This is a genomic window from Agrobacterium sp. A3-95, from assembly GCF_053521785.1.
Genome location: NZ_JBNWDR010000004.1, coordinates 257,689 through 271,956 on the forward strand (window position 1 = coordinate 257,689; position 14,268 = coordinate 271,956).

Annotated in this window: 10 protein-coding genes and 1 tRNA gene; 4 read left to right on the top strand and 7 right to left on the bottom strand. The window is 58.8% G+C overall.

Annotation, left to right across the window (positions count from 1 at the left end):
• Positions 1–4: 4 nt before the first annotated feature.
• From ACQZ5Y_RS13570 to ACQZ5Y_RS13590, 5 genes are all read right to left on the bottom strand, one after another.
• Positions 5–3,112 carry a DEAD/DEAH box helicase gene (locus ACQZ5Y_RS13570; protein WP_174049529.1) on the bottom strand — a complete coding sequence of 1,036 codons (3,108 nt, stop codon included), beginning with the start codon at positions 3,110–3,112 and terminating at the stop codon, positions 5–7.
• Positions 3,113–3,261: 149 nt separating this feature from the next.
• Positions 3,262–7,080 carry a vitamin B12-dependent ribonucleotide reductase gene (locus tag ACQZ5Y_RS13575; protein WP_174049528.1) on the bottom strand — a complete coding sequence of 1,273 codons (3,819 nt, stop codon included), beginning with the start codon at positions 7,078–7,080 and terminating at the stop codon, positions 3,262–3,264.
• A gap of 677 nt (positions 7,081–7,757) precedes the next feature.
• Positions 7,758–8,255: a xanthine phosphoribosyltransferase gene (gpt, locus tag ACQZ5Y_RS13580; protein WP_111788326.1), complete on the bottom strand. Its 498-nt coding sequence runs from the start codon at positions 8,253–8,255 to the stop codon at positions 7,758–7,760.
• A 113-nt stretch (positions 8,256–8,368) separates the two neighbouring features.
• A complete protein-coding gene (locus tag ACQZ5Y_RS13585; protein WP_174049527.1) occupies positions 8,369–9,214 on the bottom strand; it encodes a universal stress protein in 846 nt (281 codons plus the stop codon).
• An 87-nt stretch (positions 9,215–9,301) separates the two neighbouring features.
• Positions 9,302–10,093, bottom strand: coding sequence for a competence/damage-inducible protein A (locus ACQZ5Y_RS13590; protein WP_174049526.1), 792 nt, complete (start codon positions 10,091–10,093; stop codon positions 9,302–9,304).
• A 277-nt stretch (positions 10,094–10,370) separates the two neighbouring features.
• Here ACQZ5Y_RS13590 and wrbA point away from each other — a divergent pair, with 277 nt between their 5' ends.
• The gene (gene wrbA, locus ACQZ5Y_RS13595) at positions 10,371–10,970 is read left to right on the top strand and encodes an NAD(P)H:quinone oxidoreductase type IV (protein ID WP_019566148.1); all 600 of its coding nucleotides are present in this window, start codon (positions 10,371–10,373) and stop codon (positions 10,968–10,970) included.
• 509 nt (positions 10,971–11,479) lie between these two features.
• Here the strand turns inward: wrbA and ACQZ5Y_RS13600 are convergent.
• Together ACQZ5Y_RS13600 and ACQZ5Y_RS13605 are read right to left on the bottom strand one after the other, a co-directional pair.
• Positions 11,480–11,725 (bottom strand): DUF982 domain-containing protein, encoded by a 246-nt coding sequence (locus ACQZ5Y_RS13600; RefSeq protein WP_003515635.1) that lies wholly within the window; start codon positions 11,723–11,725, stop codon positions 11,480–11,482.
• Positions 11,726–11,808: 83 nt separating this feature from the next.
• Positions 11,809–12,090: a hypothetical protein gene (locus ACQZ5Y_RS13605; protein ID WP_003515633.1), complete on the bottom strand. Its 282-nt coding sequence runs from the start codon at positions 12,088–12,090 to the stop codon at positions 11,809–11,811.
• A 696-nt stretch (positions 12,091–12,786) separates the two neighbouring features.
• On the opposite strand from ACQZ5Y_RS13605, the gene ACQZ5Y_RS13610 reads away from it, so the two are divergent.
• The 3 genes from ACQZ5Y_RS13610 (at position 12,787) to ACQZ5Y_RS13620 (ending at position 14,170) form a co-directional block, all read left to right on the top strand.
• The gene (locus ACQZ5Y_RS13610) at positions 12,787–12,939 is read left to right on the top strand and encodes a DUF3309 family protein (protein ID WP_003515628.1); all 153 of its coding nucleotides are present in this window, start codon (positions 12,787–12,789) and stop codon (positions 12,937–12,939) included.
• A 240-nt stretch (positions 12,940–13,179) separates the two neighbouring features.
• Positions 13,180–13,253: transfer RNA gene (locus tag ACQZ5Y_RS13615), tRNA-Cys, on the top strand.
• Between the two features lie 245 nt (positions 13,254–13,498).
• Complete coding sequence (locus ACQZ5Y_RS13620; protein ID WP_003515626.1) at positions 13,499–14,170, top strand: protein-L-isoaspartate O-methyltransferase family protein; 672 nt, start codon at positions 13,499–13,501, stop codon at positions 14,168–14,170.
• The last annotated feature ends 98 nt before the right edge of the window (positions 14,171–14,268 follow it).

Consider the following 14,268-nt stretch of genomic DNA (forward strand, 5'->3'; position numbering starts at 1 on the left):
ACATCTACGCCACAAACTGGGGAATGACGGGTAGGGGTGCTGCGGCCGCTTTCGATTTGCGCTCTTCCGCCGATCGGGCCGCATCTCGCACGACCGCGACCTTTTCCTTGTCGTTGCCGAGGAGACGAAGAATGTCATTGTCGTCAGCAGTCACGATTTTTGCAGTTTCGGACAACCCGGCTTCGACCAGGGCACAATAGTCGCCGCGCGTAAGGGACGCTCCGGCCTCACGGGCGAGATCGGCGGCGCCGCCTGGCACGCCATATGTCAACCGCACGACGAGTCTCTGGATACGCTCTGCCAGGTCGAGTTCGGGATGCAGAATTTCCGCAACCCTCGCTGCAACACCGATCAGGTCCGCGGTACGCGACGAAACGCTCCGGATCGGTCCCGCGGATCCCCCAAACGCGCCGCCATGCTGCCCCATCGTCACCTCGATTTCGCTCATCGGCAGGCCGGAGACATACAGGAGGGAGGCCATAGCCTTCTTGGCTCTCAGGGTCGCGCTATGCTGATCGACCGCCTCCGAGTTCAGTCTGCGGATCACCTCCCAAGGTACCTGTTGCTGACCAAGCATCGATGGCCATGTGTGCGGTTCCTTGTGGATGCTCTTCCTGTTGATCGGGAAGTGGACCTCATCCAGTTCGACCGTGTTCTGAACCACCGTGAGGAGTAAAGGCTCGGTGATCTGGGACGGCGCCAGATCCCTAAGTGCACCGACAAGCCTGACGATCGATCCAACTTCGGTAGCGCTCTCTCCCGCAAGGCGCCCAAGCGGCGCCAATGAGTAGAGCCCTTCGCTGTTTTTCTGGATCAGCCCATTGGCCTCCAGGTTCGCAAGCGCACGGACGAGATCGTCATGCGACCAGCGCCATCCATCCCGTTGGCGTCCGGCGAGATATGCGCCGAAGCTGCTCTCAAGGAACGACACGATACTATCGCTGGCTACACCAGAGGCAGCGGAGCGAGGCAATGCCACGAGAACACGGACGACGAGGGAGCGGGGATCCGTGCCACTGGAAACAAAGCGTGAAGACAGGTCCTCCGGTTTGCCGATCACGTAGCGGCGCCAGAGGTAGTCCTCTTCGCGGGAGTTTATTGCCATCAGGTAGGATGTGCCTTGGTCCGCATATCCCAGACGGCCTGCACGACCAACCAAGTTCTTGTATTCGGCAACCGAATAGGGAACAGGGACTGGTCCGGGATGCTCAAGGCCAACGATAATCACGCTGTTGGCAGGCGTGTTGACACCCATCGCAAGCGTGGTCGTCGCAGAAATGACCTGGAGACCCGAGCCCTCACGCCGGAATTCCTCTTCGATCACCTGGCGTTCCGCAGCCTGTAGGTCGGCATTGTGAAATGCCACGCCGTGCTGGAGATCAGCGATCAAATCGCGGTGCGCCTGCGACGGGTCCAACCGAGGCATCCGACGAACTGCCTCGTCGGCAGGAGGAAGCCGTAGCTGGGCCGCTAGATAGTTTCCAACGTGGCGGGACTCGCTCTTCGACTCGCGGAAGACAATGACGTGCTCGCCAGCGGCCGTCAGCTTGCGCAGAAGCGGAATGATCCAATCCTGCGCCGTTTCCTTCAGTCCCATCCTGACGACAACACCATTCTCGATCTTCTCGCTCCCGTCGGAAGGATCGATATACCGAAAGGAGCCGTCGAAGCGCAGCACGCCCTCGCGCAATGGAACAGGTCGCTCCGTGCGCCGAAGCAGCCTGCCACCGAGCCACGTCTCGAAACCGCCGGTGTCGCCAATCACAGCGGAGAGGGCGATGATCTGCGGTTCGATGCCTTCGCGTCTGCGCATCCTGATCAAGGTCAGAATGAACTCAAGGTTGGCGCCACGCGACTGGTCGGCAATCATCTGGACTTCGTCGACCACGATCGTGCCTGCTTGCGCGAGGATATGAGGATATGCCAGCGCCAGAGCCGCGAACTTCTCGTAGGTGAGGAGCGCGATGTCATACTTGCCGCGGATCAACGGGGACACGTCGTCCGTTTCGCCGGTAGCCTCCAGAACCCGTAGGCCGAACCCGCCATAGACCTTCTCGAAATGACGGCGCTTGTCCGCAACCAGGGCCTTCAACGGCAAGAGGAATATCGCACGCTTCCTATCCACGACCTGACGCAGCGCAGCCAACTCGCCGACCATGGTCTTACCCGACGATGTTGGTGCGGAGACGAGAAGATGCTTTCCGTCGAGGATCCCGTACTCGTTTATCGCTTCGACCTGAAGGTCATTCAGTGATGGGATCGATTGTCCCCATGCAGTGACTATCTCGTCAGGGAAGCCATGGGCGGCCAAGCTCTCGATATCCGAAGTGACCGCTGCCGGGCGAACGGCTGGGAAGGCGGCCAAGAAGCGCTCGCCAGCTGCGAAGACGGGCCAGGAGAGGCCGCCGTCGATTTGGCCACGCATAGCCGGGTTCTGGCTCTTGCCGATCTGGTGGGCAGCAGCCTTCACGCGGCCGGTGACATATTCCAGCATGTGGTAGACGGACAGCCTTCCGGCCTGAACGATTTCTGCCGGTCCGCGCAGTGCTTCCAAAAGGTAGTAGGTCAGGAGCCCGTGACCGTGGCTCGAGAACTCCCAGGCTTCTTCGGACGCCGCCGAGGCGGTGAGGATCAGGCGTCCGTCTCCGGCGAGCTTCTGAAGCCGAGCCTCGGTCGAAGCCATGCTGCGAGGAATAGCCGGTACCTGAAGAACCTTCGCACCGAGGCCGCCCGAAAAGCAGCAGTCGAGAAACAGGATCACCCGGCGTGCCGGTATCTTCGAGAACCATTCCTGCAGCCGGTCGAGCGGAAGGGATGTGGCCTCGATATCGTCGTAATCGGTATCGTGGACGATCAGTTCATGTGTCTCCGACCCGTGGCCGGAGAAGGCGATGACGACGGTGTCTTCGGCATCGCACTGGGTCAGGTTATCGAGCTCAAACTTGATCCGAGCAAGGGTGGCGTCCTGATCAGTCAGGAGGACGGTCGGTCCGCCAAGGGTATCGGAGAAGAGTGCGTCGAGCGCGGTCGCATCGCGAGCAGCGCAAGACAGGTCACGGATACCGGGCGACTGATAGCGGTCGACGCCAACAAACAAACCTCTGAAAGCCATCGCATTCACCCTTTGTTCCGGAGTGGATTTTCCGGACGCAATCGGCGCCCGGAAAGATCTTGGTCTGCGACAGAACTGCCATTATGGCAAAGTTTACGTCAAAATGGCAAAGTTCATGTCATCTCACACAAACTAACAGAAGAGATATCTTACGAGCAACCGCTCGTCGCACCGCAAGTATCGCACTTCTCACAAGTGCCATTGCGCACCATCGTGAAGTTCTGGCATTCCGAGCACATGTTGCCGGTATAGCCTTGCGCGATCGAGCGCATGCGGCGTTCGTTTTCCTTCTTCTTGGCTTCCGCCTTTGCCGATGCCGCGTCGGCGGCGGCCTTGTCGGAGAAGAGGGCGGTGGCGGTCTGCTTGGCTTCCTGGACCACGTCGTCGATTACCTCTTCGGCAATCTCTTCCGCCAGTTCCTTGGCGCGTTCTTCATAATCGCGCTTGAAGGAGACGATTTCCGAGGTGGAGATCGCGACTGTCGGTTCCAGCTTGCGGGCGGCTGAGCCTGCAAAGGAAGTGACGTTGGCCGAGGCGCGGGCGGGGGCTGCCGTTGCCGAGCCCTTGGGTTCGGAAGCAGCACGTTCGCCTTCGTTGTTGGAAACCAGCGTCGGCTTGTAACCGCGTGTCCAGCCGGTGGAGAGCAGATTGGTCTTGCCTTCCTGGATACCCTTGCCGAGTGCCGTATTGGAGAAGTCAGACGTATCGACATGGGCGAGGTCGTGGCGGCCGAGATAGGATACGGCGAGTTCGCGGAACACGTAGTCGAGGATCGACGTGGCGTTCTTGATCGCGTCGTTGCCCTGCACCATGCCGGCCGGCTCGAACTTGGTGAAGGTGAAGGCCTCCACATATTCTTCCAGCGGCACGCCATATTGCAGGCCAAGCGAAATGGCGATGGCGAAGTTGTTCATCATCGCACGGAAGGCAGCGCCTTCCTTGTGCATGTCGATGAAGATTTCGCCGATGCGGCCGTCACCGAATTCGCCGGTGCGCAGATAGACCTTGTGACCGCCGACGGTTGCCTTCTGGGTGTAACCCTGACGGCGGTTCGGCAGCTTTTCACGCTCGCGCGATACCCGCTCGATGACGCGCTCGACGATTTTTTCGGTGATCGTCACGGCCTGCTGGGCGAGCGGCTGCTGGATCAGTTCTTCAACGAAGTCTTCGTCGTCCTCATCTTCCACCAGCGAAGCGTTGAGCGGCTGGGAAAGCTTGGAGCCATCGCGGTAAAGGGCGTTGGCCTTGAGCGCCAGCTTCCAGGACAGCATGTAGGCTGCGCCGCAATCTTCCACTGTTGCATCATTCGGCATGTTGATCGTCTTGGAGATCGCACCCGAAATGAACGGCTGTGCTGCCGCCATCATGCGGATATGCGATTCGACCGATAGATAACGCTTGCCGATCTTGCCGCAGGGGTTGGCGCAATCGAATACGGCCAAGTGCTCGTTCTTGAGGAACGGTGCGCCTTCCAGCGTCATCGCACCGCAGACGTGCACGTTGGCCGCTTCGATGTCCTTTTTGCTGAAGCCGAGGTGCTCCAGCAGGTTGAAGCTCATGTCGGACAACTGCTCGTCGGAAACCTTGAGCGTGCCCTTGAGGAAATCGGCGCCCAGCGTCCACTGGTTGAAGACGAACTTGATGTCGAAGGCGCTTTTCAGCGCGCCGTTGACGGCTTCGATCTTCTCATCGGTGAAGCCCTTGGCCTTCAGCGACGAGGGATTGATGGCAGGTGCCTGGTTGAGATTGCCGTGGCCAACTGCATAGGCTTCGATTTCGGCGATCTGGCTTTCCGAATAACCGAGCGAACGCAGGGATTCCGGAACGGCGCGGTTGATGATCTTGAAGTAGCCGCCGCCGGCGAGCTTCTTGAATTTCACCAGCGCGAAGTCCGGCTCGATGCCGGTCGTGTCGCAATCCATCACGAGACCGATCGTACCTGTCGGCGCGATCACGGTGGTCTGGGCGTTGCGGTAGCCGTGCTTTTCGCCAAGCTCCAGCGCCTTGTCCCAAGCGGCTGTAGCGTGGGCGACAAGGTCCTGATCCGTGCAATCGGAATGGATGAGGGCAACCGGGTTCACCGACAGGCCTTCATAACCGTAGGAAAGGCCATGGGCGGCGCGACGGTGGTTGCGGATGACGCGCAGCATGTTGTCGCGGTTCGGCGCAAAGCCCGGGAAGGGGCCAAGCTCGCCGGCCATTTCAGCCGAGGTGGCATAGGAAACGCCGGTCATGATGGCGGTCAGCGCACCGGCGATGGCGCGGCCTTCGTCGCTATCATAGGGAATGCCCGAGGACATCAGCAGGCCGCCGATATTGGCGTAACCGAGGCCGAGCGTGCGGTATTCGTAGGAGCGTTCGGCAATCTGGCGCGAAGGGAACTGCGCCATCATGACCGAGACTTCGAGAACGACGGTCCACAGGCGAACCGCATGTTCGTAATCGGCGATGTCGATGCGCTTCGTTGCCTGATCCTTGAACTGAAGCAGGTTCAGCGAAGCAAGGTTGCAGGCCGTGTCGTCGAGGAACATATATTCCGAGCACGGGTTGGAAGCGCGGATGGGGCCTTCGGCCGGCGAGGTGTGCCAGTCGTTCATGGTGGTGTTGAAGTGCAGGCCGGGGTCGGCCGATGCCCAGGCGGCGTGGGAGATCTTTTCCCATAGGTCGCGGGCCTTCAGCGTCTTCATGACCTTGCCGTCCTTGCGGGCGGTCAGGTTCCAGTCACCGTCGTTTTCAACAGCGCGCAGGAAGTCATCCTTCAGCGATACGGAGTTGTTGGAATTCTGGCCTGAAACCGTGAGGTAGGCTTCGGAATCCCAATCCGTGTCGTAGGTCTTGAACTGGATGTCCTTGTAACCCTGCTGCGCGAACTGGATGACGCGCTTGACGTAGTTTTCCGGCACCATGTCCTTCTTGGCAGCGCGGATTTCGCGCTTCAGGGCAGGGTTCTTGGCCGGGTCGAAGCAATCGCCGTTATCTGCCTCGCAATTGACGCAGGCCTTCATGATTGCCTTGAGGTGCTTGGCAACGATCTTGGAACCGGTGACGAGAGCGGCAACCTTCTGCTCCTCGTTCACCTTCCAGTCGATATAGGCTTCAATATCGGGATGGTCGGCATCAACGACGACCATCTTGGCCGCACGGCGGGTGGTGCCGCCGGACTTGATTGCGCCGGCTGCCCGGTCGCCGATCTTGAGGAAGCTCATCAGGCCGGAGGACTTGCCGCCGCCGGAAAGCTTTTCGCCTTCGCCGCGTAGGTAGGAGAAGTTGGAGCCGGTGCCGGAACCGTATTTGAACAGGCGCGCTTCACGCACCCACAGGTCCATGATGCCGCCTTCGTTGACCAGATCGTCTTCGACAGACTGGATGAAGCAGGCATGCGGCTGCGGATGTTCGTAAGAGGACTTGGACTTGGTCAGCTTGCCGGTGAAGGGGTCGACGTAGAAGTGGCCCTGGCCCGGGCCGTCGATGCCATAGGCCCAGTGCAGGCCGGTGTTGAACCATTGCGGGCTGTTGGGGGCTACACGCTGGGTCGCCAGCATATAGGCAAGCTCGTCGCGGAAGGCGAGTGCGTCTTCCTCGGTGGAGAAATATTTGCCCTTCCAGCCCCAGTAGGTCCAGGTGCCGGCAAGGCGGTCGAAAACCTGACGCGCATCGGTTTCGGAGCCATAACGCTCACCCTCGGGGACGTCCTTCATGGCCTTCTCATCGGCAACCGAACGCCACAGGAAGGAAGGAACATCGTTTTCCTCAACCTTCTTAAGCACCTTCGGCACGCCGGCCTTGCGGAAGTATTTCTGCGCCAGAACGTCGGTCGCGACCTGGCTGAACTGCGCGGGAACGTCGATATCCGCCAGACGGAACACGATGGAACCGTCCGGGTTCTTGATTTCACTGACGGCCTTGCGGAATTCGATTTCCGCATAAGACGATTGGCCGGGCTTCGTGAAGCGGCGTTCGATGCGCATGGTTTCGTGTCCTCGTCCATTGGGCGCCCGGCAAAGGGCGCAAAAATTCGTTCCAGCCGTGCGAACTATGCGCGCAGCCGGTTTTTGCCGATCTGTAAGGGATGTTCATCCTTGGATGTGATCCCTGTATCTCGTGGCTTATTCGGCTGCAAGAGTCATGTGAGTACTAAATATAGTATCAACAGCTTCCTGCCGCCAGTCCCCGCGTCATGTTTTTGGCGGTATCCGCAAGGCACGCAAAATCCACCGGCGAACCGCCCCCTGATGGTCGGGACGCCCCTTCTGGACTTGCGAACTGAGATTGAAAGGAACCGGCCTCGTTACTTTCCGGTCCGTTGCCGCCGCAACATAACTGTCACTTTCCTCCTGCGGCATAGATTCGTCAAGCCATAGATTGAAACCGTTTTTTAACCACAAGATATTGTGTGCAGCGCCTGTGGAAAACGGGGATAGCAAAAGCGTTCAAAAAAATCAGTGACTTGGCGTGAGACTTTGAAGCTTGCGCGAGGCTGGTTTCCGCAGCGGAAAGCAAAAACCCCGCATTTCCGGGGTGCGGCATAAAGGCGACACTGCGGTTTTTCCGTGTTTTTTTGCCGTTACCAAACAAGCATTTCCACACAAAAAAACCGCCCCGAAGGGACGGCTTTTCAGGCATGGTTTTGGGTTACGACAGGCGATCAGCCGCGCGATCCCTTGGCGATCGGTTCCTGATAGGCGAAGCCCATGTCCCAGGGGAAATAAATCCAGGTGTCCTGGCTGACCTCGGTGACAAAGGTGTCAATGGTCGGCACGCCCTTCGGCTTGGCGTAAACGCAGGCAAAATGCGCCTTCGGCAACATTTCGCGCACTTCCAGTGCGGTCTTGCCGGTGTCGGTCAAATCGTCAACGACGAGCACGCCTTCGCCGCCGTCAGACATCAGCTCCGGCGCCACGCCCTTCAGGAGAACCGTGTCGCCCTGGTTGACGTAATCGTGGCGGGTGGCGATGCAGACCGTATCGATCAGGCGGATGTTCAGCTCGCGGGAAATGATCGCTGCCGGCACGAGACCGCCGCGGGTGATACAGACGATCGCCCGGAACTCCCGGCCAAGGCCGGCAAGACGCCACGCAAGCGCGCGGGCGTCGCGGTGAAACTGATCCCAGGTTACGGGAAAGGCTTTATCGGGAAGGGACATGTCGTCTACCATCTGGTCAAAATTGTCGATGGCTTTGGCTAATAGCCGCAAGACCTGCAAAAAGGCAAGCATTGCGCGCAGGCTCTTGCGGCTTCATCCACGGCTACCGGTGTTTAACGCGACAAAAGCGTCATCGCCGTCATGGAATCGAGCAGCGTGCGCGTCACGCCGCCGAACAGCAATTCCCACCAGCGGGAATGGCCGTAGGCGCCCATGACCAGAAGGTCGATGCTGTGGTCTGACAGCCGGTTTTCGATAGCCGCCTGCGGCGAGATGCCGGCGATTTTTTCCTGCGAGGTTACCGTGACGTTGACGCCGTGGCGGGCGAGTGTTGCGGCCAGTTCGGTTCCGGCAAGTACAGACGATTGCGTTTCGCTCTCGGCCTGATCGACGGAGAAGATCTCGACGCTCTCGGCTGCAATCAGGAAGGGCAGGGCATCGAAGGTGGCGCGTGTTGCCTCGCGGGAGCCGTTCCAGGCGATCAGCACACGCTTGACCGGTTTGGCAACCGTCAGCACATGCGGAACGAGAAGAACAGGGCGGCCGCTTTCATGGAGAAAGCCGTCTATATCCGAGCGGCTGTCGGAGAGTGCGGAGGAGTTGCTCTGGCGGGCGACGATGAGATCGGCGCAGCGCGCGCTATCGATTGCCGATGACGAGGCGTAACCCACCGAGGTTACAAAGCTGCGCCACTCATGCGAGATGCCATTGGCAGACAGCGTGTGTTCGAAGAGGTTTCCAACATCCGTGGTTTCCTTGTGCGCCACGTCCTGAAGCACCTGAACGGTAGCGGGGTCGGGAATTTCCATCGGCGCGACGAGCGGAACGGCGGCCAGCGTTTCCATGTGCAGGCCAATCACATGCGAGGAAAACTGGTTGGCAAGACTTACCACGAAATCGCCGAGCTTTTGCGTGTTCTCCACATTGTCGATCACTGCCAGTATCGTTTTGTAACCCATTTTTTAGCTCCTCGGTGACGCGTCGTTTTGGGGAGAGTGGCTGCCTTTGCCGGGTGCCACCTTGATTTTGGTCAATCCGCTTCAGTCTCAGGCGGTTGCATCGCCCTTGCTGGCCGACAGTGTTTTTTCCTGACCAATGGTTTCGATCATCGTCGCCACTGCATCCGCCGCCGCTTTCAGGACGGTGGCATCACGGGCGCGCACGACGATCTCCGTCGAAAAGCGTTGTCCGTCATATTTCGGGTAGGAGCCGATGCTGGTTTCCGGGTGCGCTTTCTGGATTGCGGTCAGCGGCGTGCCGATGTCACCTTCGCCATAGGGAGAGCGCACCGACTGCGACATGACTTTCGCGCCGGTGCGCAGCGTTGGCATGACATTGTCCAGCATGGCCTGAAACACCTGCGGAACGCCGGCCATGACGTGGACGTTGCCGATGACGAAGCCGGGGGCGACCGAGACGGGATTGGCGACGTGGCTTGCCCCCCTTGGCATGCGGGCCATGCGCTTGCGCGCTTCGGTGAATTCCATCTCGCGCACACGGTACATGTCACCCAATATCCGCAAAGCCTCGGCATCGTGCTCGCAGGGCAGGCCGAAAGCCACGGATACCGCATCAGCGGTGATGTCGTCATGGGTCGGGCCGATGCCGCCGGAGGTGAAGACATAATCATAGCGGGCGCGCAGCGCATTCAGCGCTTCGACGATTGCGTGCTCCTCGTCGGCGACGATGCGCACTTCCTTCAAGTCTATTCCGGACATGGTGAGCACATCAGCGAGGTGCCCGATATTCTTATCCTTGGTGCGTCCCGACAGCAATTCGTCGCCGATGGCGAGCATGGCGGCGGTCACGACGGATGGGGTGGGTGAGGGATTGGACATGGGGGTACTCGCCAGCTGTTTTGTCCGACGTTAGTCCGCCGCCCGGTGAATGCAAAGCGGTTTTGAAAAAATGTCTATCTGTGAAAGGTTGACGTTCCGGCGTTTCGTTCACTGATTGCGAACAGTGCGTATGCGGATGCACCGCTGGTGTGGGACCGGCCTCTGGGCTACCTTTGCATCACATGCTTGTAACGGGTCACCACTAATGATCATCGCGTTCTTAAAAAGGCTTCTGGCTGGTACGCCTGAGACGATTAACCCTAAGGATACAAAGAAAATGACAAAAGTTCTGGTGCTTTATTATTCATCTTACGGCCATATCGAGACGATGGCATATGCCGTTGCCGAAGGCGTGAAGTCTGCCGGTGCGGAAGTTGTCGTCAAGCGCGTTCCGGAACTGGTTCCTGAGGAAGTCGCCAAATCCTCGCACTTCAAGCTCGATCAGGCTGCCCCCATCGCGACTGTCGACGAACTGGCAGAATACGATGCCATCATCGTCGGCGCCGGCACCCGCTTCGGCACGGTTGCCTCACAGATGCGCAATTTCTGGGACCAGACCGGCGGTCTGTGGTTCGGCGGCAAGCTTGTCGGCAAGGTCGGCTCTGCCTTCACCTCGTCGGCCACGCAGCACGGCGGTCAGGAATCGACCATCCTTGGTTTCCTCCCCACCTTCCTGCACCACGGCATGGCCGTTGTCGGTCTGCCCTATGCTTTCCAGGGCCAGATGGGCGTCGATGAAATCAAGGGCGGCTCGCCTTATGGCGCCTCCACCATCACCGATGGTGACGGCTCGCGTCAGCCTTCTGCTATCGAACTGGAAGCCGCACGCTATCAGGGCGCACATGTCGCCAAGCTGGCCGCCAAGCTTTCCGCTTGAGCCTGCATTGCTGGAAAAAGAAATGCGGCCCGAAAGGCCGCATTTTCTTACCCCGGCATCTAACGTCGCCGGTACCGCAGGGAATGATTTTTAAGGCGGGTCAGATCGGCAGGTTGACCATGAAAAGGCAGCTTGCAATCACGACGCCGAGCATGGAAATTTCGAGAAAACCATTCAATCCGTCACGCATTTCAATCCTCCTTGTTGATCGAAGAGAGAACGGAAAAGATTTATCGCGGTTCCATAACAGCAGAATGAAATTTAGGAAATTTTAATGCCCTGCCGCTCCGCCACAATACGGAGTGGACATCGGTGCTTCAGCCGGTAACGACGAAGGCGACCACGAGGTGACCGAGAAGGCCGATGGCGAGGCAGGAGAGGAGAAATATGAACAGGGCTTTTTTCATGTTTCCAGAAGCTTCCATCTGTTTTTACCCTTTAAACCTGTTGTCCTGACTTGTTTCGCCTCAGGACGCCATTTTAATTCTCGACCATGGGTCTTGAGGCCGTCAGGCCTTGATGTCGAGGCCAGCCTCGATTGCGGCGGCGATGAAGGCCTTGCGCGCATCCTCCGGCTTTTTCCTGCCGGCATCGACGGCGGCGCAGACCAGCAACGCCGCGTCCAACGCATCGCCGTCCTCTATCGGCCAATCCTCGATCATGGCCCAGGACGCCGCCTGCGTGGTCTCGATGCTCGTATAGTCGCCCGGCGTTTCGAACGCGATCAGGACGGGTTTTTGCCAGCGCGTGTTCATCGCTCATCCGTATTGGTTGTCGTGCCCGGCTCTAAACCAAGCGGGCAGGATGCGCAATTGGTTTCGGTTGGCTTGCGGTGCGGTCAGTCGTCGCGTCCGAACAGCCAATCGCGAATGATGCGGCGGTCTATGAGTTCGAGCGAGCGATCGGGCGCAATGCGATAGGTTTCCACCGCCCTCGTGCTGCCGTCGATGCGGAACTCGTGGCTGAAGGTGCTGCCGATCGGCGATTTCGTCAGCTTGGTGCGCGGCTGGCCCTTATAGGTGATGCTGCCGGGGATCGGTTCGACATAAGCGGCCGGGCCTGAGGTCGTGCAGCCCGCAAGCGTAAGCGCGATTGCGGCCAATGATACGAGCGTTTTCATCCTGTCCTCCGAAGTGCGTCTGCGAAAACGATATGGAGGCGCAACGGTTCCCCGCCGGTGACAAAGGGCAGAGCTATTCGCACCTGCTACTTTCGTCTCGGATTTTGAGTGTCGCGCGCGACCCAGCGGAAGAAAGCGTAGACGAGCAGGCCGAAGATGAAAAGCGGGATGAGGTTCGCAAAACCGGACATATGATTCTCATTTCTCCCTCCCGATCCGGGGTCTAACCGGAGAGAAAGAGGCAAGGCAAGCGTGGCGTGCAGCGCCGCAGGTAAAATGTCCGTGTGCCTGTTTGGGGAACGGTTTGCGTGCGGCGGGAAGATCGCCGGAGAAGAAGGAAACAGGTGAGACCTGGCGCACTGCCAGTGATACCAGGTCTCCCAGTCCCCCGCCAGTTTCAGGGAACGGGTGACTTGATTTAGTATGACGAACGGCATGCGATATACATAGACCGAGAAATTACCTCGAATAAATCGCTACCTTGGTCGATCACCCCGGGGCCTGGGCGTGGTGCGTAGCTAATTGCTGCCGCCATGCGCGCACGACCCGCCGCGTTGTCCGCAAATGCCGTTTAACCCGTTGAATCGGCTGGAGATGCATTCTCGGCCCACGCCATAAGCGGATGAAGTAAACGGAACTTTTTGCGTGTTTGATCATTAAATACAGCGCATACCTATTATTCATGGAGGGCTAAACATGATCGGCACCATTCTCGTTATCCTCATCATTCTTTTCCTGATCGGTGCTTTGCCAAGCTGGGGTTACCACAATTACGGTTATGGTCCCTCGGGTGGCCTCGGACTGGTTCTGGTCATCGTCCTCGTTCTTGTTCTGCTGGGTCGCATCTGATCGATCCGCATTGAAGATGCAGCGACTGCCCGCACCCGCGCAAAGCGCCGGCTGCGGGCATTGTTTCTTCTGGAATATGAGTGAGATACAAAAAATGTCGGAATCCGAAGGGCTTAGGACGTGGTCGATTGCCCTTTGTCCATCGGATCGGAAAAAACAGCACATTCGGAACGAACCCTCTTGCGCGCATAATGGATTCGTTCTAAATGCCCGCCATCGCTCGAATTCATGAGCGTGTGAGGCCTCGTGGCGGAGTGGTGACGCAGAGGACTGCAAATCCTTGTACCCCGGTTCAATTCCGGGCGAGGCCTCCAAAAATTTCACCGAATAGAACCTGTTTTTTTGAACCTTTGGCTAACCTTGCGGTCATCGGCTGCCCTTGCTGTTCTAAAAAATCCCGGCCATTTCGCTTTTTCCAGCACTTAGGGCTCACCGCGCTTGAAAGCGCAGGCTTGGGCAATTATGAGATTGTTTAAAGGCGAGGGGAGACCCGTGCCGTTTTGAGCTTTTGGGGCCGAGGCTTCCCGACCGGCATCCGCGAAATTGAGGCGATAACGATATGATGGATTTCGAAACCGCACGCGCCAACATGGTCGACAGCCAGTTGCGCACGACCGACGTGACGTCGCATTCTGTGCTGAAGGCGTTTTTGAGCGTGCCGCGCGAAGCTTTCGTGCCGGCGGGTGTGCGGCAGATTGCCTATGTGGACGAGGATCTGCAGATCTGTCCCGCCCGGGATGGTCGCCCGGCCCGTTACGTCATGAAGGCCTCGCCGCTGGCGAAGCTTTTGCAGCTTGCGGCGGTGACCAAGGAAGACGTGGTGCTGGAAGTCGGCGGCGGCGCCGGTTATACCGCGGCCATCCTGTCCCAGCTCGCCGGTTCGGTGGTTTCGCTCGAATGCGATGAAACGCTGGCAGCTGAGGCGACTGAGACGCTGGCCTCGCTCGGATATGACAATGTTGCTGTTGTCACCGGCGATCTCGAAAAGGGTTATGCGGGCGAAGCACCCTATGACCTGATTTTCATCAACGGCTCTGTCGAGGAAGTGCCGGCGGCACTGACTGACCAGCTGCGCGATGGCGGACGTCTGGTCGTCGTTGTCGGATACGGTAACGCTGCCAAGGCAACCGTTTACCGTCGCGATGGCAACAGCACCTCGGCTGCAACCTCTTTCAACGCGTCGATCAAGCCTCTGCCCGGTTTTGCCAAGGCGGCCGAATTCGTTTTCTGATCTTTAAAAGCGATCATTGTTCTGGACGCCGTGGTGGACTTTCCGCCCCGGCGTTTATTTTTGCGGGTGCCGCACGGCAGACCCGCTTCGCCCATCAA